This window comes from Asanoa hainanensis (assembly GCF_900188485.1).
Lineage (GTDB): Bacteria > Actinomycetota > Actinomycetes > Mycobacteriales > Micromonosporaceae > Asanoa > Asanoa hainanensis.
Genome location: NZ_FZPH01000001.1, coordinates 195,361 through 216,584 on the forward strand (window position 1 = coordinate 195,361; position 21,224 = coordinate 216,584).

Annotated in this window: 22 protein-coding genes and 2 pseudogenes; 18 read left to right on the forward strand and 6 right to left on the reverse strand. The window is 72.4% G+C overall.

Annotated features, from left to right (window positions below; translation table 11 throughout):
- The first annotated feature begins 59 nt into the window (after positions 1 to 59).
- Positions 60 to 635, forward strand: coding sequence for a helix-turn-helix domain-containing protein (locus CHC05_RS00960; protein ID WP_089243627.1), 576 nt, complete (start codon positions 60 to 62; stop codon positions 633 to 635).
- Here the strand turns inward: CHC05_RS00960 and CHC05_RS00965 are convergent.
- A complete protein-coding gene (locus CHC05_RS00965) occupies positions 610 to 1,020 on the reverse strand; it encodes a DUF2000 domain-containing protein (protein ID WP_089243629.1) in 411 nt (136 codons plus the stop codon). The two genes, CHC05_RS00960 and CHC05_RS00965, sit on opposite strands and share 26 nt — an antisense overlap.
- Positions 1,021 to 1,070: 50 nt before the next feature.
- On the opposite strand from CHC05_RS00965, the gene CHC05_RS00970 reads away from it, so the two are divergent.
- Both CHC05_RS00970 and CHC05_RS00975 read left to right on the forward strand, forming a co-directional pair.
- Positions 1,071 to 1,895, forward strand: coding sequence for an AraC family transcriptional regulator (locus CHC05_RS00970; protein ID WP_089243631.1), 825 nt, complete (start codon positions 1,071 to 1,073; stop codon positions 1,893 to 1,895).
- Positions 1,896 to 1,916: 21 nt separating this feature from the next.
- Entirely contained in the window at positions 1,917 to 2,867 is a 951-nt protein-coding gene (locus tag CHC05_RS00975) for a tyrosine-type recombinase/integrase (protein ID WP_425426704.1), read from the forward strand.
- A gap of 338 nt (positions 2,868 to 3,205) precedes the next feature.
- Here CHC05_RS00975 and CHC05_RS00980 read toward each other — a convergent pair whose 3' ends face one another.
- Positions 3,206 to 4,381, reverse strand: coding sequence for a winged helix DNA-binding domain-containing protein (locus tag CHC05_RS00980; protein ID WP_179266000.1), 1,176 nt, complete (start codon positions 4,379 to 4,381; stop codon positions 3,206 to 3,208).
- 87 nt (positions 4,382 to 4,468) lie between these two features.
- On the opposite strand from CHC05_RS00980, the gene CHC05_RS00985 reads away from it, so the two are divergent.
- Entirely contained in the window at positions 4,469 to 5,047 is a 579-nt protein-coding gene (locus tag CHC05_RS00985; RefSeq protein ID WP_089243637.1) for an ArsR/SmtB family transcription factor, read from the forward strand.
- Positions 5,044 to 6,204: pseudogene (locus tag CHC05_RS42240) on the forward strand (MFS transporter); the annotation flags it as partial. The gene CHC05_RS00985 and the pseudogene CHC05_RS42240, both read left to right, overlap by 4 nt.
- On the opposite strand, the gene CHC05_RS00995 reads toward CHC05_RS42240, so the two are convergent.
- On the reverse strand, positions 6,177 to 6,953 hold the full coding sequence (locus CHC05_RS00995) for a TioE family transcriptional regulator (RefSeq protein WP_245870599.1): 777 nt from the start codon (positions 6,951 to 6,953) through the stop codon (positions 6,177 to 6,179). The pseudogene CHC05_RS42240 and the gene CHC05_RS00995 sit on opposite strands and share 28 nt — an antisense overlap.
- Positions 6,954 to 7,037: 84 nt before the next feature.
- Between CHC05_RS00995 and CHC05_RS01000 the strand changes: the two genes are divergently transcribed.
- Genes CHC05_RS01000 through CHC05_RS01025 form a run of 6 tightly spaced genes read left to right on the forward strand, consistent with a single transcriptional unit; the run spans position 7,038 to position 12,399 of the window.
- Positions 7,038 to 8,147: an erythromycin esterase family protein gene (locus CHC05_RS01000; RefSeq protein WP_089243643.1), complete on the forward strand. Its 1,110-nt coding sequence runs from the start codon at positions 7,038 to 7,040 to the stop codon at positions 8,145 to 8,147.
- A 51-nt stretch (positions 8,148 to 8,198) separates the two neighbouring features.
- Complete coding sequence (locus CHC05_RS01005; RefSeq protein WP_089243645.1) at positions 8,199 to 8,765, forward strand: RNA polymerase sigma factor; 567 nt, start codon at positions 8,199 to 8,201, stop codon at positions 8,763 to 8,765.
- Complete coding sequence (locus CHC05_RS01010) at positions 8,762 to 9,982, forward strand: zf-HC2 domain-containing protein (protein ID WP_089243647.1); 1,221 nt, start codon at positions 8,762 to 8,764, stop codon at positions 9,980 to 9,982. The genes CHC05_RS01005 and CHC05_RS01010 overlap by 4 nt, the downstream gene beginning before the upstream one ends.
- A gap of 31 nt (positions 9,983 to 10,013) precedes the next feature.
- On the forward strand, positions 10,014 to 10,700 hold the full coding sequence (locus CHC05_RS01015; RefSeq protein WP_089243649.1) for a hypothetical protein: 687 nt from the start codon (positions 10,014 to 10,016) through the stop codon (positions 10,698 to 10,700).
- Entirely contained in the window at positions 10,697 to 11,509 is an 813-nt protein-coding gene (locus tag CHC05_RS01020) for a hypothetical protein (protein WP_089243651.1), read from the forward strand. Before CHC05_RS01015 ends, CHC05_RS01020 begins: the two co-directional genes overlap by 4 nt.
- An 11-nt stretch (positions 11,510 to 11,520) precedes the next feature.
- Complete coding sequence (locus tag CHC05_RS01025; protein ID WP_089243653.1) at positions 11,521 to 12,399, forward strand: ATP-binding cassette domain-containing protein; 879 nt, start codon at positions 11,521 to 11,523, stop codon at positions 12,397 to 12,399.
- Positions 12,400 to 12,834: 435 nt separating this feature from the next.
- Here CHC05_RS01025 and CHC05_RS01030 read toward each other — a convergent pair whose 3' ends face one another.
- Entirely contained in the window at positions 12,835 to 14,571 is a 1,737-nt protein-coding gene (locus tag CHC05_RS01030; protein ID WP_179266001.1) for an Hsp70 family protein, read from the reverse strand.
- On the opposite strand from CHC05_RS01030, the gene CHC05_RS01035 reads away from it, so the two are divergent.
- The 6 genes and pseudogenes from CHC05_RS01035 to CHC05_RS01055 all read left to right on the forward strand — a co-directional run bounded on the left by CHC05_RS01035 (position 14,570) and on the right by CHC05_RS01055 (position 18,781).
- Positions 14,570 to 15,373, forward strand: coding sequence for a glycerophosphodiester phosphodiesterase family protein (locus CHC05_RS01035; RefSeq protein ID WP_089244638.1), 804 nt, complete (start codon positions 14,570 to 14,572; stop codon positions 15,371 to 15,373). The genes CHC05_RS01030 and CHC05_RS01035 overlap by 2 nt on opposite strands.
- A gap of 20 nt (positions 15,374 to 15,393) precedes the next feature.
- Positions 15,394 to 16,794, forward strand: coding sequence for an MFS transporter (locus CHC05_RS01040; RefSeq protein WP_089243658.1), 1,401 nt, complete (start codon positions 15,394 to 15,396; stop codon positions 16,792 to 16,794).
- A gap of 37 nt (positions 16,795 to 16,831) precedes the next feature.
- Positions 16,832 to 17,536 carry a thymidine kinase gene (locus CHC05_RS01045; protein WP_425426693.1) on the forward strand — a complete coding sequence of 235 codons (705 nt, stop codon included), beginning with the start codon at positions 16,832 to 16,834 and terminating at the stop codon, positions 17,534 to 17,536.
- A gap of 55 nt (positions 17,537 to 17,591) precedes the next feature.
- Positions 17,592 to 17,861, forward strand: a pseudogene (locus CHC05_RS43350) (RNA polymerase sigma factor); the annotation flags it as partial.
- Positions 17,862 to 18,163: 302 nt separating this feature from the next.
- Complete coding sequence (locus CHC05_RS42245) at positions 18,164 to 18,433, forward strand: hypothetical protein (protein WP_245870600.1); 270 nt, start codon at positions 18,164 to 18,166, stop codon at positions 18,431 to 18,433.
- A gap of 45 nt (positions 18,434 to 18,478) precedes the next feature.
- Positions 18,479 to 18,781, forward strand: coding sequence for a hypothetical protein (locus CHC05_RS01055; RefSeq protein WP_089243663.1), 303 nt, complete (start codon positions 18,479 to 18,481; stop codon positions 18,779 to 18,781).
- A 147-nt stretch (positions 18,782 to 18,928) separates the two neighbouring features.
- Here the strand turns inward: CHC05_RS01055 and CHC05_RS01060 are convergent, their stop codons facing one another.
- On the reverse strand, positions 18,929 to 19,393 hold the full coding sequence (locus CHC05_RS01060; RefSeq protein WP_089243665.1) for a MarR family winged helix-turn-helix transcriptional regulator: 465 nt from the start codon (positions 19,391 to 19,393) through the stop codon (positions 18,929 to 18,931).
- 92 nt (positions 19,394 to 19,485) lie between these two features.
- Between CHC05_RS01060 and CHC05_RS01065 the strand changes: the two genes are divergently transcribed.
- On the forward strand, positions 19,486 to 20,598 hold the full coding sequence (locus CHC05_RS01065; RefSeq protein WP_089243667.1) for an epoxide hydrolase family protein: 1,113 nt from the start codon (positions 19,486 to 19,488) through the stop codon (positions 20,596 to 20,598).
- Here CHC05_RS01065 and CHC05_RS01070 read toward each other — a convergent pair.
- The gene (locus tag CHC05_RS01070; protein ID WP_089244640.1) at positions 20,547 to 21,206 is read right to left on the reverse strand and encodes an HAD family hydrolase; all 660 of its coding nucleotides are present in this window, start codon (positions 21,204 to 21,206) and stop codon (positions 20,547 to 20,549) included. The two genes, CHC05_RS01065 and CHC05_RS01070, sit on opposite strands and share 52 nt — an antisense overlap.
- Positions 21,207 to 21,224 lie beyond the last annotated feature (18 nt).

Below are 21,224 nucleotides of genomic sequence, written 5' to 3' on the forward strand. Positions count from 1 at the left end.
GGTCCACCCTGCCCCCGAAAAGTGGCAACATTCGTTGCCGCTCTGGCAAATTCTCAGGCATGGACCCTTCGAACGTGGGCGAACGGCTTCGGGCGCTGCGCAAGCAGCGCGGTGCCACCCTGGCCGAGCTGTCCGAGGAGACCGGCATCTCGGTCAGCACCCTGTCGCGGCTCGAGTCCGGCGGCCGCCGCCCGACCCTGGAGCTGCTGCTGCCGCTGGCGAAGGCCCACCAGGTGCCGCTCGACGAGCTCGTCGGCGCGCCCGAGACCGGCGACCCGCGCGTACACGCCCGCCCGATCCGCCGGGGCGCGGTCACGTTCGTGCCGCTGAGCCGGCGGCCGGGCGGGATGCAGGCGTTCAAGCACATCCTCGGGGCCCGGTACGAGCCGACGATCGACCTGCAACGGCACGAGGGGTACGAGTGGTTCTACGTCCTGTCCGGCCGTGTGCGGCTGCGGCTCGGCGAGCACGACCTGACCCTGGTGGAGGGAGAGGTCGCGGAGTTCGACACCCGCACCCCGCACGCCATCAGCAACCCCTTCGACCAGCCGGCCGAACTGCTGAGCCTGTTCGGCCCGCAGGGCGAGCGGATGCACGTCCGGGCGCGGACTAAGGGTGCAGGGTCGCGCCCTTGAAAACCTTGTCGACGTCGTTTCGGGGGCCGTAGATCGCGATGCCGACCAGGTCGAGCTTGTCCGCGTGCACGGCGGCCACCGCCTCCCGGTTCGCGGCGTCGTGGCCGGTGGCGAACAGGTCCGCGGTGAAGATCGCCGGGGTCAGGCCACGGCGCAGCGCCCGCTCCCGGGCCGCGGTGAGCAGCGCGCCGTCGCCGGCGAAGACCATCACCGGTTGGCGGAACATCGGCAGGTACGGGGTGTCGTCCGCGTCCGCGTACGGCTGGCCGATGGTTTCCGGTCTGGTGCCGGCGATCCCGCTGACCAGGAACGCGGTCACGTTGAGCCGCTGCCAGGTGGCCAGGTCGTCGCGGAGCAGCACGGCGATCTTCGTCTCGAACCTCATGCCGCCCAGCGTCCCGCCACCCGTGCCCGCCGGTCTTGTACGTTCCTGACATGGAGGGCCAGCGGCTGCGCGCCTGGCGCCCGGCCGTGCCGGGGGTCGCCGAGGTGCTGCACGCCCGGTTCGTAACGCACGCGTACCCGCCGCACACCCACGACGCCTGGACGCTGCTGGTCGTCGACGACGGCGCGATCCGGTACGACCTGGACCGCCACGGGCACGGCGCGGTGGCCGACCAGGTGACGCTGTTGCCGCCGCACGTGCCGCACGACGGTCGCGCCGCGACACCGGGCGGCTTCGTCAAACGGGTCGTGTACCTCGACGCCGACGTGGTCGGGCGGGAGCTGACCGGTGCGGCGGTCGACCATCCGGCGCTCGCCGACCCGCTGCTGCGCCGGCGGGTGGCCGAGCTCCACCGGGTCCTCGACGGCGGGCCGGGCGAGGAGCTGCACGCGGAGAGCCGGCTGGCCCTGGTGGTGGACCGGCTCCGCGGCCACCTGGGTGGCCCGGTCCCGCGCGCGCCGCTGCCGCCGCGCCGACTGGCCCGGGACCTGCGCGACCTGCTGGACGCGCACGTGACCGAGGGCCTGACCCTGGAGGCCGCGGCGACCCGGCTCGGCGCCCATCCGACCCACCTGGTCCGAGCGTTCACGGCGGCGTTCGGGCTGCCGCCGCACGCGTACCTGGTCGGCCGCCGCGTCGACCGCGCCCGGGCCATGCTCCTGGCGGGCCAGCCGGCCGCCGCGGTGGCGGCGTCGGCCGGTTTCTACGACCAGGCGCACCTGACGCGTACGTTCCGTCGCTACCTCGGTACTACTCCCGCGAAGTTCGCGGGCGACGCGGCGCGCCGCACGGCCGGGCCGCCGCCGGCTGGCTAGCGTCTGCGCGTGACCTCGCTCGTGCCGGCTGGCCGCAGTGTGCCGGCGCCGCGGTCCGGTGCGGGCGAGTTCACCGACGCGTGGCTGGCCAACCGGCGCCTCTCGGTGCACACGCGGGCGGCCTACAAACGCGACGTCGGCGGGTGGCTGGCCTGGTGCGGCGACCACGGTGTCGACCCACTCGCGGCGACGTTCCTGGACGTCAACGCGTACGCCCGCGAAGTCGAGGAAACCGCCGCCCCGACCACGGTCGCCCGCAAGATGTCGGCGCTGTCGAGCTGGTACGACTTCCTCGTCAAACTCCGCGCCCTGGACGCCAACCCGGTCTCGGGCGCCGACCGCCCCCGCGTCGACCGCGACCACTCGGCCACCGTCGGCCTGGCCCCCGAGGAGGTCGACGCGCTGCTCCGCGCGGCCGCCGCCGCGACGGGCCCGACCGCCGCCCGCACCCGGGCCGCCCTGGCCCTGCTGGCCGACCTCGGGCTGCGCGTGGGCGAGCTGGTCTCGCTCGACGTGGCCGACCTGGGGGAGGAGCGCGGACATCGCAGCATCCGCTTCACCGGCAAGGGCGGCAAGCACCGCCGACGCGCCCTGACCCCCGGCACGGCGGCGGCCGTCGACACCTACCTGGCCGCCCGCGCCTCGGCGGCCGGTGTCCGTGCTGCCGACCTGACCGGCCCGCTCCTAGCCACGGCGTCCGGCGGCCGCCTGGACCGGCACGCGGTCTTCCGCCTGGTCCGCAAGGTCGCCCGCGACGCCGGCATCCCAGCCGCGGACCGGCTGTCGCCGCACTCCCTGCGCCACGCGTTCGCGACCACGGCCCGCGCGGAGGGTGTCGCCCTGGAGGACGTACAGGACGCCATGGGCCACGCGGACCCACGCACGACCCGCCGCTACGACCGCGACCGCCACAACCTGGACCGCGACCCGGCCTACGCGATCTGGGCCGCCCGAGCCCGCCGCACCCCGTAGCTCAGGTAACGCGCGAGCCGCAGCCTTTGCGTGGGCCATACGCCCGCATCCCGTCGCTCCACCGTGCGGCGCCGCGCAACCCCGTCACGCTGGGCGGCGTCAACTGGAGTTTCTCGTCCGGCCGGTCCCATGTGCCCCGCGCCCGTCTCAGCTGCACCTCCTTCCTAACCGCAAATCCCCGCGTCCGGCTCGCGGTCTAGCTCTTCGCGTCGGCTGTGGACCCTGGGCGTGTCCCGCCGGGGGCGGGACGTTCGCGCGAACCCCACATGATTTCGCATGTGCGTACATGGAAGAACATGTCCGCTTCCGCGAGACACCACCGCCGGGCGCAGGCCCGCCTAAGCCGATAGCTCCCGCTCCAGTGGCGTGCGGAACTTGGGTTTGACCCGGGCGTCGCCGAGCCAGGCCTCCAGTTCGGACGCCGCGGTGGTGATGCGCTTCTTGGTGCCTGCCGGCACCTCTTCGAGTAGTCGGTGCACGACCTTGCCGTCCGGGCGTTGGGACCAGCCGCCGACCACCCGGCCGTCGACCCAGACCGTCGGGCCGGGGTTGCCCGAGCGGTCGAACAACGCCGGCGAATGCGGCCCCAGATACCATTCGCGGCCGACCCAGCCCATGATCGTCGGGTCGAGCGCCGGTAGCAGAGCCACCCACGGATCAGGCGACACGACCGGCTCGACGTCGTCGGCCAGCACCACCGCGGCCGTGCCGTCCTCCAGGGTCACCGACGCGACGTCGAGGCCCGCCAGGGCCGCCTTGACCTGGGCGCCCGTCCAGCCCGCCCACCACTTGAGGTCGGCGGGCGTGGCCGGGCCGAACCGGGCCAGCCACAACCGGGCCAGCTCGACCCGGGCCGCAGCCGCGTCGTGCTGGTGCAGGCCCCCGGGAACCCACGCGGACGCCGGCGCCCACTCGTACTGCGTCGACAGCCACGACCCCCGCGGCCGCCCCCGGACGATCAGGCCCTGCATGGACAGCAGGTTGAGCACCCGCGACGTGATCGCCGGCGCGGCGCCATAGGGCTTGTCCTCGTCGATCGAGAGCTGCGTGCGTAGTCGGGGCTCGTCGGCGGACAGCTGGGACGCGGTGGCGGAGCCGCGCGCGACCAGCGCGGCCAAGGTGGCCTGCTCGACGTCGCGTAGCCACGGGTCACCGCCGTCGTGGCCGGCCTCCGCCAGGTGTTTGAGCAGCAGCTTGCGCTGCACCACGGCGATCGCGTCGGTGCAGGCGGCCTGGACGACCGGGGCGTGCTCGACGGGCGCCACGAACATGGTGCGCCGCATGCCGAGCATCCGGATCAGCGTGCGGTCCGCGTACAACGCGTGCTCGAGGTCTTTGATGACCGGCGCGTGGAGCCGCGCCGCGGCGCCTAGGTAAACAGTGGCCGCGTCGGTGGCGTGCAGCACCACGAGGTCGCGGGTGACCTCGACCGGGTCGTGGGCGGGCGGACCCGCCAGGCGGTGCCGGATGCCCAGGCGGGCCCGGCGCTCGGTGTTGTCCATGCGTCGCGTCACGGCAGAAATCGTCGCACGACCCACCGACAAGAACCGGATGCAAAGAGTCCCTTGCAAAGAAACCTTGGCAAAGATATCTTTGCATACATGACAGAGCGCGAAGTCAATGTCGATGCCACAACGCTGCGCGGCCTGGCGCACCCCCTGCGCGTGCGGATCCTGGGCCTGCTGCGCGAGAATGGGCCGGCGACCGCGACGATGCTCGCCGAGCGGCTGGGCCAGTCGAGCGGAGCGACCAGCTACCACCTGCGGATCCTGGCCAACTACGGCTTCGTGGTCGACGACCCGGAGCGCAACGTCGGCCGCGAACGCTGGTGGAAGGCCGCACACCGGAGCACGCGCCTCGCCGACTCGGAGCTGCCACTTCCCGAGACGGAGGGCTACCTGCGCGCGGTCGCCGCCCAATATGCCGACCAGACCGTCCGCTTCCTCGACGAGATGGCATCGATGCCGCCGGATTGGCGCGACGCGTTCACGATCAGCGACTGGCGGCTGCGGCTCACCCAGGCCGAGGCGATGGAGCTCAACGAGGCGATCTTCGCGCTGGCGGAGCGCTACCGGCGGGACGACCCCGACGTCGAGCACCCCGACGACGCGGAGAAGGTCCAGCTCCAAGTGCACATCCTGCCGTTCCCCGCCGCGCCAGAAGAAGGGGAGGAGCGGTGAGCAGCCGGCGCGCCCTCGTCGCCCTGCTGACCGCCGACACGATCTCGGCCGTCGGCACCCGGATGAGCGCGCTCGCTCTGCCCTGGTTCGTGCTGGTCAGCACCGGTTCGCCGAGCCGCGCGGGCATCGTCGCGTTCGTCGAGATGCTCCCGTACGTGCTCGCCGCCGGCGCCGGCGGCCCGTTGATCGACCGGATCGGCGGCCGCCGCTTCAGCATCGTCGCCGACGCCGTCAGCGCCCTGGCCATCGGCGCGATCCCGCTGCTGCACGACCGGATCGGCTTCGGTGGCCTGCTCGTGCTGGTCGGCATCGCCGGCGGCCTGCGGGGGTTCAGCGACACCGCCAAGGAAGCGGTCTTCCCCCGCGTCGCGCGGCAGTCCGGCATGGAGATGACCCGCGCCGCCAGCCTGCAGGACGGCCTGCACCGGCTCGCCACCCTGCTCGGCGCCCCGGCCGGCGGTGCGCTGATCGCGGTGCTCGACGCGCCGACGGTCCTGCTGTTCGACGCCGGCACGTTCGCGGTCGCGGCCGTCCTGGTGCTCCTGCTGGTCCGCGTGCCACCGGCGGAAGCACCGGTCAAGGAGGAGTCCTACACGAAGGCGCTGCGGGCCGGCATCACCTTCGTGCGGCGGGACCGGTTGGCCGGGGCGATCATCGTGATGATGTTCGCGACCAACCTGTTCGACGCCGCGTACAACTCGGTCCTGTTGCCGATGTGGGCTACGCTCGTCGGTTCGTCGGTCGTGCTCGGCCTGGCCAGCGGCTCGTTCGCGATCGGTGCGGTGCTGGGCAACATCGTCTTTACCGCGTACGCGCCGCGGGCACCGCGCTGGGCCCTGTTCACCATCGGGTTCTTCGTCGGTGGCGCGCCACGTTTCCTCGCGGCCGGCTTCAGCGACGAGGTCTGGCTGCTGTACGCGGTGTCGTTCGCCGCCGGTGTCGGCCTCGCCGCGATCAACCCGATCATCGGCGCGGTTCTCTACGAGCGCATCCCGGAGCACATGATGGCCCGGGTCCAGGGCGTCCTGACGGCGGTGGCCTGGGCCGGCATCCCGCTCGGCGGGTTGCTCGGCGGTGCGGTGGCCGGCGCGGTGGGCCTGAAGGTAGCCCTGATCGCGACGGGGGTGCTCTACCTGGCGGTCACGTTGCTGCCGGTGGTGCGCCCGGTCTGGCGGGACCTCGACGTGCGACCCTCGCCGGCGGTGCCGTCACCGCGGCCGGCCGAAACTACAGCCGACCTCCAGTCGAGGTAGGCGTTCAGCGCGGCCGCGCCGGCGAGCATGGCGCGGCCGCGGGCGTCGAGGCGGGCACGCCAGTCCCGCAGCATCGACTCCAGCGGCGCGACACCGCCGGCCGTGCGGACCTGGGCGATCAGCGGGGCGATCCGACCCAGTGGGTAGCCGCCCCGGCGGAGCTGATGGGTCAACAGCGCATCGCGTACGTCGGCCGGGCGGTAGATCCGGTAGCCGGTCCGCGGATCCCGGCGCGGCTGGACCAGGCCGGCGTCCTCCCACTTGCGCAGGGTCGCCGGGCGGATGCCGAGCCGCCGCGACAGGGGGCCGACGAACGTGTCGCCACGCTCGGCGGCCGGGACCGGTTCGAGGTCGTGGAGCGCGGCTTCGACGGCGCGCAGGGTCCGGCGGTCGTCGAGCAGTTGGGCGTGGCTCTCGTCGACGAGCGTGAGCGCGTCCGCGGTCGCGTGCCCGTTGATCGCCCGCATGATCTCGGTGGCGGTCTGGTTGCCGTGGCCGCGCACGAGGGCTAGGTAGGCGGCCAGGGCCAGGTCGTGGTCCCCGGTGTAGGTGCGGTAGCCGCTCGCGGTGCGCTCGGCCTCCGGCAGGATGCCGGCCGCCTCGTAGTTCCGGATCGCCTGGGTGGACCGGCCGTAGCGTCGGGCCAGGTCCACTGGCCTTTGAAGCTTTTCGCGCACCGCTCCGCCTGTCGTCGTGCGGAAGTCTCAACCAAAGGTTCAACGATACTGTTGAGTGGCATGACTGTGCTGAAGCTGCTGCCTGGACGACCGCGCATCCTCGGGCTCGGTGAGCCCACCCATGGCGAAGACGTGCTGCTCGACGTACGCAACGAGGTGTTCCGATCGCTCGTCGACGAGGGGTACCGGACCATCGCGATCGAGAGCGACTGCCTGATGGGCTTGGTCGTGGACGAGTACGTCACGACGGGGCGCGGGTCGTTGGACGAGGTGATGGCGCGCGGGTTCAGCCATGGTTGGGGTGCCTTCGGCGGCAATCGTGAGTTGGTGCGCTGGATGCGCGCGTACAACGAGGGTCGTTCGGCGGGTGAATGGGTGCGGTTCGCGGGGTTCGACGGGCCGCTGGAGATCGAGGCCGCCGCGAGCCCTCGGCCGGCGCTGGTCGCACTGCACTCCGCGCTGGCCGACCGGGTCGACGCCGATCTGCTCCCGTGCGACGCGGCGACGCTCGATCGGCTGCTCGGCTCTGATGATCTTTGGACGAATCGCGCCGCGATGATGGATCCGGGTGCGTCGGTCGGGCGGGCGCGGCCGGAGCTTCGGGCGGTCGCCGACGATCTGGTGGCCTTGCTGGCGGAGCAGGCGCCCGTTTTCGCTCCTGACGAGCTGGTCCACCTGTACGCGCGTACCGCTGTCGGACTCCTGCGGTATCACTTCTGGATGGCCGACTCGTCACCTGGCCGGCTGGCGCGGCTGGCGGGGGTGCGGGACGCGATGATGGCCGCGAACCTGCTCGCCCTCGGGGCGGTCGGCCCGGTGTTCGTCCATGCCCACAACAGCCACCTGCAGCGGGATCGCAGTGGGATGCGGATGGGTGGTCAGGAGCTGTCGTGGTGGGGCGCCGGGGCTCTCGTCAACGCCCGACTTGGGGCGGATTATGGGTTTGTGGCCACGGCGATCGGCACGATCCGTGGTCGCGGGGTTCCGGTGCCGCCGCCGGAGACTCTCGAAGGCCGGTTGTACGCGCTGGCGGGTGACCGTTTTGTCGTCTCTCCTACGGAGCTGGTTGACGTGCGCGAGCCCCGGGTGTCGCCGTGGTTCGGCTACGCGCCGCTGTCTCCGGCCCACCTTTCCCAGATCGACGGGATCGTCTTCGTGAGAGATGTGTAATCGGCGCCACAGGCGGTGAACCTTCTTGCGGCCCGGTGGTACTCACAAGCGATGGACGAGTCCGACGAGGCGCTGGTGCGCCGCGTGGCGGGCGGCGACGAGCAGGCACTGGAGCAGCTCTACGCCCGCCACGCGGCGGTGTTGCTGCGCTATGCGGTGCAGCTGACCGCCGACCGGGGGCAGGCGGAGGAGGCGCTGCAGGACACGTTCGTCGGCGTGTGGCAGGGCGCGGCGGCCAGGTTCGCGGGCGGGTCGACCGTGCGGACGTGGCTGTTCGGCATCTGCCGCCGCCAGTCCGGCAAGCGCACCCGCTCCATGCCACCGCCGTCCCTGCCGTTGGACGCGGCCGCGTCGATCCCGAGCAATGTGGCCACGCCCGACGAGATCGCTCTGGCCAGGGCCGACGTCGCCGCGGTCGGTGGGGCGCTGGCGCGGCTGCCCGCGGGTCACCGCGAGGTGCTCCACCTGACGTTCGTCGCCGAGCTGCCCATGGCCGAGATCGCGACGCTGCTCGGCATCCCGCTGGGCACGGTCAAGAGCCGGCTGTTCATGGCCCGCGCCGCCCTGGCCAGGGCCCTACCCGTCGACCAGCTCACCGCGAAGGAGGCCGGCCGATGACCCACCCCGTCGACCAGCTACCGGCCTATGCGGCCGGCACGCTCCCACCGCCCGAGGCGGCGGAGATCGCAGGCCACCTCGTCGGTTGCGCATCGTGCCGCACCGACGCGGCGTCGTGGTCCACGTTGGCCACGGGGATACGCACGGCCACCCTCGCCGCAACCCCGCCGGACCCGCCACCGTTCGCGGCCGTCCGGGCCAGGCTGTCGGTGGGCACGCGACCGCCCGAGACGGTTGGATCCGAGCTCGACGTGGCCTCGTCGCCCGACGTGGTCGGGCCCGAGCAGGTCCCTTCGCCCGGGGCGCTGCCGTCGAACTGGGGTGCTGTTCGGTCTGATGCCGCGTTGTCGCCGTCGGACGGGCGCGCTGTCTGGGCTGGCTCCGGACCGTCGCCCGCGCATGACGCTCGGGCCTCGACGAGCGGGGAGAGCGTGCGATCGACCGGGCCAACTGTCCGAGGCAGTTCCGCGCTGTCAAACCACGATCAGATCGCCGCTCGCGAGTTCGTGCCGGCAGGCGAGGGCGCCTTGATCGTGCCTCGCTATCTCCCGACGAGCGCGCCGGCCCGGCGCTGGTTGGCGTCCGCGCGGGTCGCGTGGGGGCTGCTGGCGCGGCAGGTCCGGCTGATCGGGTGGCGGGTGTGGGCGATCGCGCTGGTGGTGATCGCGGCCGCCGCCGGCTACGCCGCGTCCGCACCGGCTGGGCGGGCCGGTGACCTGCTCGCGCTGGTCGTGCCCCTGGTGGCGGCGGTCTCGGTGGCCGCCGCGTGCAGCGCCGACGGTGAGGCCGCCGAGCTCGTCCGCGCCACGCCCACCTCGACCCGCGTACTCGTCCTCGCCCGCCTCACCCTCGTCTTGGCCGTGACCGTCGGTCTCGGCACGGCGGCCTCGCTCGCGATCGCCCTGCCGCGCGGCGACCTGCTGCTCGCGGAGCTGTTCGTGACCTGGTTCGGCCCGCTGGTGCCGCTATCCGCGACGAGCTTCGCGCTGGCGGTGCTCTGGCGTTACGAGGCGGGCATCGCGGTGGTGATGGCCTGCTGGGTGCTGCGGCTGCTGGCACCGACCTCGATTCTGGACCACGGCGTCGCACCGATCCTCGACGCGCTGTGGCGACCGGGCCTGCCGCTGGTGCTCGGCGCCGTCGTGGTCGCGGTCGCGACGGTGGCCCTCGCACCGCTGGCCGGCCGGCATCGCGCAATTCCCGCCGTTCTCCGATGAACCTTTCCCACCCCACCCGGTACCCATCACCGTGACCCTCACCATCTGGCTCCACGAGGCCCGCCGCGCGGGCCCGGCGGCGTTGCTGGCCCCGCCCGCCGCCCTGCTCTTCGCGGCCGCGATCGCCGTGTTCATCCGGGCCACCAACGGCAGCCGCGCCCAGGCACAGACGCTGCTGCTGGCCGGGCTCGAGGCGATCACGCCGCTCGCGGTCGCGATGGTCGCCCTGACCATCGTCACCCGCGAGAGCTGCCGCGAGCTGCACCTGTCGCTGCCGACCCCACACCTGGCCACCATCGGCCGCCGGCTCGGCGTTCTCGGCGCGGTCGCCGCCGTGCTCTGCCTCGCCTACGCCGCCGTGGTGGCGCTGGCCGGTTACCGCACCGGCTCCAGCGGCGTGGCGGCCCTGCTGGTGTGGGCGGCGCCGACGCTCTGGCTGGCCGGGTTCGCGGCGCTGGTCGCGGCGGCGACCCGCAGCACGGTGCTGGCCAGCAGCGCCGTCGCCCTGGTGTGGCTGGCCGAGCAGGTCTGGGCGTCGGCGTTCGTGGGCAGTCCGCTGCTGCGCCCGCTGTTCCTGTTCTTCACCAGCCGGGTCGGCGACGGTCCGGGCTGGGCCGCGAACCGGGTCGGTCTGCTCGCCGGCGGCCTGTTGTTCCTGGCGGTCACCGCCGCTGTCCTGAGCAAGCCCGAACGACTGCTCTCCGAGGAGGACGCGTGACCGCGCTGCTGGCGGTGGCCCGCTACGAGTTCCGCATGCAGGCCCGCAAACGCTCACTGTGGATCGCCGCGACCCTGCTCGGCGGCGCGCTGATCGTGCTCCAGGGCGACCGCGGCCCGCGCAGCCTCCCGGTCGGCACGCCGGCGCGGGAGGTGATGGGCACCTGGGCGTTGCTGTTCGCGATCCTGATGCCGCTGGCCTACGGCATGCTGCTCGCCGACCGGCTGGTTCGCGACCGCAAGCTCCGCGTCGAGCCGCTGCTGGAAAGCCTGCCGCACGCACCGGCCACCCGGCTGGCGGGCAAATACCTCGGCGGCATCGGCGCGTGTGCCCTACCGGGCCTGGCGGCCCTGCTGCTGGCGGCGATCACCGAGCTACCAAAGCGGCACGACCCGGCCCTGATCGGGTGGGCGCTGGTCGCGTTCGTGGTGGTCACGCTTCCCGGGATCGCGATGGTGGCGGGCTTCGCCCTGGTGTGCCCGGTCATCGTCTCGGTGCCGCTATTCCGGGTCCTGTTCGTCGGCTACTGGTTCTGGGGCAACATGCTCGCGCCAGACTTCCTGCCCTCGCTGACCGGCACGCTGCTGACCCCGATCGGCGACTACGGCGCGACCTGGCTGCTGGCCAACGGCCACACCGCCCTGTTCGCCGGCACTCCAGGCTTCCTGTCCTTCCTCCGCCCGGACCCGTCCGCCGCGACCGCGGCCCTCAGCGTGGCCGTCGTGGTGCTGTGCGGGCTGATCCCGCTCGCCGCCGCGGCGGTCGTCGCACACCGCAGCACCCGCCAGACCTGGCCGTCGAAGGCCTGAGAGGACCCATCGTGCACATCGAAATCGCTGACCTGCGGCGCCGCTTCGGCCGGGTGACCGCCCTCGACGGTGTCGACCTGACGGTGGCCGGCGGGATGTTCGGCCTGCTCGGCACCAACGGCGCGGGCAAGACCACCCTCATGCGGATCCTGGCCGGCGTGCTGCCGGCCACGTCGGGCCGCGTCATCGCCGGCGGCCACGACCTCTCGACCCGCGCCGGCCGGGTAGCGGTCCAACGCCGCCTCGGCTACCTACCCCAGGACCTGGGCCTCTACCCGGACCTGACGCCGACGGAGTTCCTCGACTACGTGGGTCTGCTCAAAGGCCTCGACGACCGCGCGGCCCGCCGACGCCAGGCCGCCGAGCTGCTCGACCTGGTCGGCCTGTCCGACGTGGCCGGCCGCAAGCTCAAGGGCTTCTCGGGCGGCATGCGCCGCCGGGTCGGCATAGCGCAGGCACTGCTCGGCGACCCGGCCCTGCTCATCGTCGACGAGCCAACCGTCGGCCTCGACCCCGAGGAGCGGATCCGCTTCCGCACCCTGCTATCCAGCCTGGCCGACGCCCGCACGGTCCTGCTCAGCACCCACATCGTCGAAGACGTGGCCCAAACCTGCCGCCAAACAGCCGTCCTAGCCGGCGGCCGCGTCGCCTTCACCGGCGCGGTCACCGACCTGACGGCCCGCGCCGAGGGCGTCACCTGGGAGATCGTCACCCCCGGCCCGCCACCCACCGACGGCGTCGTGGTCTCGGCGATCGCCCGCACCGACGGCACCCACTACCGCGTCGTCAGCCCCCAACCACCAGCCCCCGACGCCGTCCTGGTCACCCCATCACTCGAGGAGGGCTATGTCGCTTTGATGCGCTCAGCAGCGCCAGCACCAGTGGGCTGACCGGCCAGCCAACGGCCCCGCAACGCGGTGGCCGGTCGGACGGTCGTCGCCCGCATCGCGATCGGCGCCAACGCCGCCCCGCGCAAGCCGCTCGCTGCGCGGCGCGAGCTCGGTGACCTGGCTTTATCGGCCGGTGGCGACCCGTAGCGGCCGGCTCGCAGCGGCGGACATCGTTCGCGTCGGGAACGCTGCCTGCGCTGCCTCGGTGACGCCGCTGGCTGGGCGGTAGGACTGATTCGGAGCGACCGGACGCCCTCCCATCCGCGCCGAGCCGTAGTCCCGCCACGCAACGGCCGCGCAGGCGGGTTGGGGTCTGCCTCTGGGCGAGCCCGGAAGCGCTTGGTGGAGAGCGCTAGGCCCCGCCGGCCATGCCGGGCGGCCGTCCAACGTGCGGGGTAACCGCTGCGGTCGCCGACGCTGGTTTCGGGCGCCGGGTCAGCCGTTGGCGAGCAGCACGACCAATACGGTCGTGGCGATCGCGACCAGCGCGCTGAGGGTCACCACCCAGGCGAGCCCGGCGCGGCCCGAGGTCAGACGTGGGGCGGCCCGCGGGTGACCAGGGGCGGCGGGATCCCCGCTGTAGCCGGTCGCGGGGCTGGCCGGAGCCGGGTACCCGACGGCCTGACCGGGTCCGACGTAGCTCGGCGCAGGCCCCACGGGCACGGTCAGATCCGCCGCGTCCTGGCCAGAGAGCGACTCGCTCGACGCGCGCTGCCCGGGCACCGCGTAGCCGGGCGTGGTCGGTCCAGCCGTCGGCGACACCGGCCAGTCGGACGCGGGTACGACCCCGCCGGGCACCTGCTGCCCGGGCATCGCGGAACCGTGCCCTGTGGGCCCGGGCATCGGGGAACCGTGCCCGGTGGGCCCGGCTGTCGGTGACACCGGCCAGTCGGATCCGGGTCCGACGCCGCTGGGTCCGTGCTGCCCGGGCATCGGGTAGCCAGGTGCGCCGGGCCCAGCCGTCGGTGATACCGGCCAGTCGGATGCGGGCCCGACCCCACCGGGCCCGTGCACCGGGTAGCCGGGGGCGGTCGGTCCGGCGGACGGTGAGACCGGCCAATCGGACGCCGGCCCGAACCCGCCCGGTCCCCGCTGCGCCGGCACCCGGGGTGCGGCGTCCGCGCTGACCGCGCCCTGGGCCACCACCGTCTCCGGCTGCTCCAGCGCCGTCGGGGCGATGCCCAGTTCCTGGTGGATCAGCCGGGCCACCAACGGCATTCGGCTCGAGCCACCCACCAGGAAGATCCCGACCAGCTCGTCCTCGGACAGGCGGGCGTCGGCGATCGTGCGGGCCAGGCAGTCGACCGTCCGGGCCAGCATCGGTCGGGACAGCCGCTCCAGCTCGTCGCGGGTGACGTGGGCCGCCACCTCCAGCACCGGCAAGTGGACGTCCGCCGACGACGTGCGGGACAGGGCTTCCTTCATGCCGCGCACGTCGTCGTACAGCAGCGCCCGCTGGCGGCGCGCCGCCGTGTCCGCCGGGGTCAGCAGGCCGTTCCACACGGCGGTCCGCGACGACGAGTAGCCCTCGCCCAGGTGTTCCACCAGCGCCTGGTCGAGGTCCAGGCCGCCGACGTCCGGCAACCCGCTGGCGGAGAGCACCTCGAAACCGGCGGGGGAGCGCCGCACCACCGCGGCGTCGAACGTGCCGGCTCCCAGGTCGTACACCGCCAGCGCCGCACCCTCCGGCACCGACGCGCGCAGCACCGCGGTGAAGTAACGCGCAGCCGCGACCGGTTCCGGCAGCAGGGTCGGGTTGTCGGGCAGGCCCGCGAGCGACGCCGCGTCGACCAGGACCGAGCGGCGCTGCGCCGACCAGCCGGCCGGGTGGGTGAGCACCACCGAGTACGCCTCGCCCGCCCAGCGCCGGGCCTCTTCCGCCACCCGGGTCAGCACGGCGCCCACCAGCGACGACACCGGGACCGTCCGCGTGCCCAGCAGCACCGAGCCCTCGTCGACCCGGCGTTTCGGGTTCGGCTCGAAGCGGGCCGGGTCCAACCGGGCCGCCCGCACCGCGTCCGAGCCCGCCACCAGCCGGCCCGACTCGTCCAGGAAAACCGCGGACGGCAGCAGCGGTGAGCCGTCGAACAGCAGCGGTCGGGGCGGCGCGTCATCGACGGCGACCACCGCCACCGTGTGGGACGTACCGAAATCGATGCCCACCGCCCGCATGGCCGACACCCTATCGTCGGTTCGGCCCGGCATACTCCGTCGCGTGCACCCGTACCTTGACGCGCCCACGCCGATCGCGTTCGCCCACCGGGGCGGCGCCGCCGACGGCGACGAGAACACCGCCGAGGCGTTCGCTCGTGCTGTCGGGCTCGGCTACCGCTACGTCGAGACCGACGTGCACGGCACGCGCGACGGCGTCGCGGTCGTCTTCCACGACTCTGACCTGCGCAGACTGACCGGCCAACCAGGGCAGATCCGCAACCTGACGATCAAGGACCTGGAGACGGTACGCGTCGCGGGGTCGGCCGCCGTACCCCGGCTGGACGATGTCCTGGCGGCGTGGCCGCAGGTCCGGTTCAACATCGACGTAAAGGCGACACCGGGCATCGAGCCCACCGTCCAGACCGTCAAGGACGCCAAAGCACAAGACCGCGTCCTGCTCGCCAGCTTCAGCGACACGAGACTGGCCCAGATCCGCAAGCTGGCGGGCCCCGAGATCGCCACCTCGCTCGGCATGCGCGGCGTGACCAGGCTGTGGCTGGCCTCCCGACGCAACAAACAGATCAAGATGCACCCCTCGGTGGTCGCCGCCCAGGTGCCACCCCGCTACGGGCGGCTGACCGTTGTCGATCCGCGTTTCGTCGCGTACACCCACCGGCTCGGCCTGCAGGTCCATGTCTGGACGATCGACGATCCCGAGCCGATGCACCACTTACTTGATCTCGGCGTGGATGGCATCATGACCGATCGCGTCGACGTGTTGCGCGACGTCTACATCGCCCGTGGCCTCTGGCCCGCCTGACCACCCCCGAGGATCATCCGATGGCCGAGGTCACCGCCGCCACACCTGTCGACGCCGCGCCGCCGCCGAGCACCAAGCGGGAACGCACCGGCTGGTACATGTACGACTGGGCCAACTCGGCCTTCCAGACCACGGTCATCACGGTCTTCCTCGGCCCGTTCCTCACGACCGTCACGGAGCTCGCCGCCGGTTGCGCGCTCGGCGCCGACGAGTGCGACGGCCGCGTCAGTCCACTGGGGATCGGGATCGCGGCCGGCTCCTTCTACCCGTACCTCATCTCGCTCTCGGTCCTGCTCCAGGTCTTCGTGCTGCCGATCGTGGGCGCCGTCGCCGACCGCACGCCGCGCAAGAAGTGGCTGCTGGCCGGCTTCGCGTTCCTGGGCGCGCTCGCGACGATCCTGTTCGCGTTCGTCACCGGCGACCGCTACCTGCTCGGCGGCGCGCTGTTCCTGGTCGCCAACATCTCGTTCGGCGCCGCGTTCGTGGTCAACAACTCGTTCCTGCCGCAACTGGCGAACCCCGACGACCGGGACAAGGTGTCCAGCCGGGGTTGGGCGCTCGGCTACCTCGGCGGCGGCCTGCTGCTGCTGCTGAACCTGGTCGCGGTGACGCTGCTCAGCGAGGACGGCAACGACCAACGCACGATGGACCTCGCCCGCTGGTCGATCGTGTCGGCCGGCGTGTGGTGGGCGCTGTTCACGGTGCTGCCGCTGCTCTGGCTGCGCGACCGGCCCGTCGTGGTCAACCCCGACACCCCGGCGCGGCGCGGCAACGTGCTCACCGACGGGTTCCGCCAGCTCGGCGGCACGATCCGCCACCTGAAGGCGTACCCGTTGACGCTGTTCTTCCTGCTCGCCTTCCTGGTGTTCAACGACGGCATCCAGACGGTGATCACGCTGGCCAGCCAGTACGGCACCGAGGAGCTCAAGCTCGAGCAGAACACCTTGATCATCACGATCCTGATCGTGCAGTTCCTGGCGTTCGGTGGTGCCCTCGCGCTCGGCCGGCTCGCGGAGCGGATCGGCGCGTGGAAGACCGTGCTGCTCAGCCTGATCCTGTGGACCGGCGTGATCATCGCCGCGTTCTGGCTGCCGGCGGAGGAGCCGCTGCCGTTCATGATCCTCGGGGCGTGCATCGGCATCGTGCTCGGCGGCAGCCAGGCGCTGAGTCGGTCGCTGTTCAGCCAGATGATTCCTGAGGGCAAAGAGGGCGAATACTACGGCTTCTACGAAATCAGCGACAAGGGTACGAGTTGGCTCGGCCCGCTGGCCTTCGGTTTGGTGTTCCAGCTCACCAACTCGTACCGCGTCGGCATCGTGTCGTTGGTGTTCTTCTTCGTCGTGGGCTTCTTCCTGCTGCTGGCGGTGCCTGTCCGCCGGGCGATCGTGGCCGCGGGGAACACGCCGCCGCGCGTGCTGTGAGCGGACTTCGCGTATCCGGCAGTTAGGCTGCCGGATCGTGACCGACGACCTCGCACTGGCCGGCTCCGCCCTGGCCAGCACCTGCCACGCCGCCGGCGACGGGCGGTTGCGCCACGGCGCCGCCCTCAAGTTCTTCTGGGGGCCGATGGACTGCGGCAAGTCGACGATGGCGCTGCAGATGAACTACAACCACGCCCGGCAGGGGCGGCGCGGCCTGGTGCTGACCCGGATCGACCGGTCTCTCGGCCCGCAGGTGACCACGCGGATCGGGTTGGCCCACGACGCGATCGAGGTGACCGACGACCTCGATCTGGTCGCCCTGGTGCGCTCCAAGTGGGCCGACGGGATCGGTGTCGACTATCTGATCTGCGACGAGGCCTGCTTCTACGGCGAGCACCACATCGAGCAACTGGTGGAGCTCGTCGACTGCTACGACGTGGACGTGTTCGCGTTCGGGCTGGCCAGCGACTTCCGTTCGGTGCTGTTCCCGGCCGCCCGGCGGCTGTTCGAGCTGGCCGACTCGGTCGAGCGGATCCAGGTCGAGGTGCTGTGCTGGTGCGGGCGGCCCGGCACGTTGAACGCGCGGGTCGTCAACGGGGTCGTGGCCCGCTCGGGCGAGCAGGTGGTCATCGGCGACACCGCTTCCGACGCCGACGTCCGTTATCAGGTGTTGTGTCGGCGGCACTTCATGGCTGGTGACCTGGGCGCGGCGTTGCCGCAACAGGCGCTGCCGGGCATGTGAGAAATTCTTCGCGCGTACGCGAACCAAAACGGTCCCTCATTCCGATGAAGAGGATGTGAGACCACCACCGACCGACGCCGACCTGTTGGCCCACGTCGCCGCCGGCGACCGGGCCGCCTTCGAGGCGTTCTACCGGCGACACGCCGCCTGGCTGGTGCTGCGACTGCGGCACCGGTGCCCCGACGACGGGCTCGTCGACGAGGTGGTGCAGGAGACGTTCCTCGACCTGTGGCGTGGCGCGGCCCGGTTCCACGCGTCGTCCTCTGCTGATGTCGCCGGCTGGCTGTGGCGGGTCGGGCCGCGGCGACTGGTCGACGCGCTCCGCAAACGCCAGTCCCGGCACCGGCTCGGCCGCCTGTTGGCCCGGTTCCGCCACGGCGACGCGCCTTCGGCCGAGGAGCAGGTGCTGCTCGGCGTCGAGCACGGCGACCTGTCCGGCAGCCTGGCCTCGCTCACGCCAACGTCGGATGCGCGTCATGACTGCGGGTCGGGACCTCGCGGATCGGCAACCGGAACTGGCTCACGCCACGGTCGGACGGGCGTCGTGACCGCCGGCGGCCGACCTCGCGGCCCGGCACGGGGGCCGGGGATGGTGGTGGGCGGGCAGCGGTCGCCGGGGCGGCGACTGTGCCGGTGCTGCGGGCGGCCCGGTGGACGCCGGTGCTGGCCGCGTTGCTGGTCGGATACGCCATGGTGGGCGTCCCGGCCGTGGTGTCCGGGCCGTCGGACCCCGCGACCGTCGTCATCCTGCTGCGGCTGGCGATGCTGTGCGCGGGTCTCGGCGTCGGGTTCCTGTTCGACGACCCGGCGCGGCCGACGACCTCGACCTCGCCCACACCAGCATGGCTACCCCTGGCCCTGCGGGTCGCGGGCGGCGGCATCCTGCTCGCCGGCTGATGGTGGGGCACCCTCGCCACCGCGGCCGAGGCCGCTGGGGCGCCGTTGCCCCGGCGCGACCTGACCCTGGAAGCGACCGCCGTGGTGGTGGCGGTGCTCGCGGTGGCGGCACTCATCTGGCGCCGGTCGGCCCGACGCGGAGTCGGCCTGATCGCCGCGCCGACCTTCCTGGCCGTCGCCTTCCTGGTGGGATTGCTGCCGGACCGGGTGGCGCTGCTGGTACCCCTCAACGACGCGGTCTGGGCCGCCGCCCACGACCGCTGGACCGTCACCCTGGTCGCTGCCTCCGCTATCGCACTCGCCGCGTCTACCTGGTCCGGCCCAGCCAAAGCCCGGTTCACCGTCTAGCACCAGCCTCTGGCGGCGGCCCACGTTGGAGGGGGGCTCGGCCGGCGGGGTAGGCCGGGTCGGCAAACTCCGACCGTGCGGGCTCAAGCGGCGGGTCGGTCGTTGACCGCTGGCCGAGGGAAGCGGTTAGCAGGTCGGAGCCTCGGGTCAGCGCCACGGCTCCTCGGGAGTGCCCCGACTGTTGTGGTGGGCCAGCAGCGTCGACAGGAGGTCGGTCAACCGCGCGCGGTCCTCGAGCGACAGCGGCTCCAGTAGCCGCTCCTGGGTTTCGGCCAGTTGTTTCTCCAGGCGCCGCAGTTGGCGTTTGCCCTCCGCTGTCATGGAGATGACGTTGCGGCGGCGGTCGGAGGGGTCTGGGGCCCGTTCTACCAGGCCTTCGTCGGCCAGTTCGTTGATCGTCGCGACCATGTCGCTCACGTGGATGCCGCTGCGGCGGCCCAGCGTCGCCTGGCTGGCCGGGCCGTGCTCGGCCAGTGTCGCCAGTAACCGGTAGTGGTAGCCGCGCGCTCCGACGGACGCGAATCCGTCCGACACCAACCTCTGCGCGTGGCCGGCGGTCTGGGTGAGCAGCCAGCTCGGCAAGCCCTCCCACCGAGCGGACGGGGTCTCCATGTGACGAGCCTATCCGATCGTTGGTCGCACCAACGATCGTGCTACCGTTTGGAGGACAAACGTTTACCGCACCAACGATCGGAGCCACCGCCATGATCAAGCCATTCCACATCCACGTTCCCCAGGCCGACCTCGACGACCTGGCCGACCGGCTCGCCCGGACCCGCTGGCCCAACGAGGTCGCCGACGCGGGAGAGGACTACGGCTTCCCGCTCAAACGGCTCCAGGAACTGGCCGAATACTGGCGCACCGGCTACGACTGGCGCGCCCACGAGGCCAAGCTCAACGAGCTTCCGCACTTCACCACCGAGATCGACGGCCAGAACATCCACTTCGTCCACGTCCGGTCCGCGAAACCCGACGCGCTCGCGCTGGTCCTGACCCACGGCTGGCCCGGGTCGTTCCTCGAATTCCTCGACGTCATCGAGCCGCTGTCCAAGGACTTCCACCTCGTGATCCCGTCGATCCCGGGGTTCGGTTTCTCCGGGCCGACCAAGGAGCGGGGCTGGGACATCGTGCGGGTCGCGCAGGCGTGGGCCGAGCTGATGAGCCGGCTGGGCTACGAACGCTACGGCGCACAGGGCGGCGACTTCGGTTCCGGCATCTCGACCGCGCTCGGCGCCGTGGCACCCGACCGCGTCGTCGGCGTGCACGTCAACTACCTGCCGACCCGACCGGTCCCCGGCGTCGAGGTGTCCGAAGCGGACGAAGCCCGCCTCGACAACATCCGGCAGCTGATGGCCAACCGCCCGCCGTACCAGGCGCTGCAAGCCCTCACCCCGCAGACGATCGGCTACGCCCTCACCGACTCGCCCGTCGGTCAGCTCGCCTGGATCGCCGAGCGGTTCGCCCAGTGGACCGACCAGCCCGTCAGCGACGACCGGATGCTCACCAACATCTCCCTGTACTGGCTGACCGCGACCGCCGCCTCCTCGGCCCGGCTCTCCCGCGAGACCCCGCGGGCGAACCTGCCCTGCCCGGTGCCACTCGGCGTCGCCGTCTTCGCGCACGACATCACCCAGTCGGTGCGGCCGCTGGCCGAGCGCCTCTACGACATCCGACACTGGTCGGAGTTCGACCGCGGCGGCCACTTCGCCGCGATGGAGGTCCCGGACCTGCTCGCCGCGGACGTCCGAGCCTTCTTCGCGAGCCGTCAGGCGGAAGCCAGCACCGGCAGCAGCGCGGTCAGCGTCGAGACCGTGTAGGTGGCGGTCAACCGCCCCGGCAGGCGCCGGCCGTGGCGGTTGACCCACGCCGTGTCGATGCCCAGCGCGCCGGCTCCCGCGATGTCCGACGCCGGGCTGTCACCGACGTGCAGGACGTCGGCGGCTTCCAGCCCGAGCCGCCGCAACGCCAGTTCGAAAGGCTCAGGACGCGGCTTGTACGCGCGTGCGTCCTCACTGGTCACCACCGACGCCACGCTGATGCCGTGGTGGTCGAGCACCGCCGTCAGCGGGTCCCGGTCGGCGTCGGACACGAGGCAGACCGGCACGTCGACGCCGGCCAGGAACGGCACGCTGTCAGCGAACAGCCACGGCCGCTCCGACGGCCGACGCAGCCGCGCGGGATCCACGCTCACCCCGAAATGGGCCGCCGTTGACGCGAGCGCGTCGAGGTTCAAGTCCACCAGGCGCCGAAAGTCCGCACCGTACGCCGCGGACGCCAACTCCCAGACCCGCGCCGTCCACTCCCGCGCGACCACCTCGGGGGAGACGCCGGCCGACAGGGCGACCTGCGACGCCGCCGAGACCTCCCACGTCGCGTCGTCGTGCACGAGCGTGCCGTACACATCGAGCAGTACAGCTTTGTACACGCCGCCGATCGTAGCCAC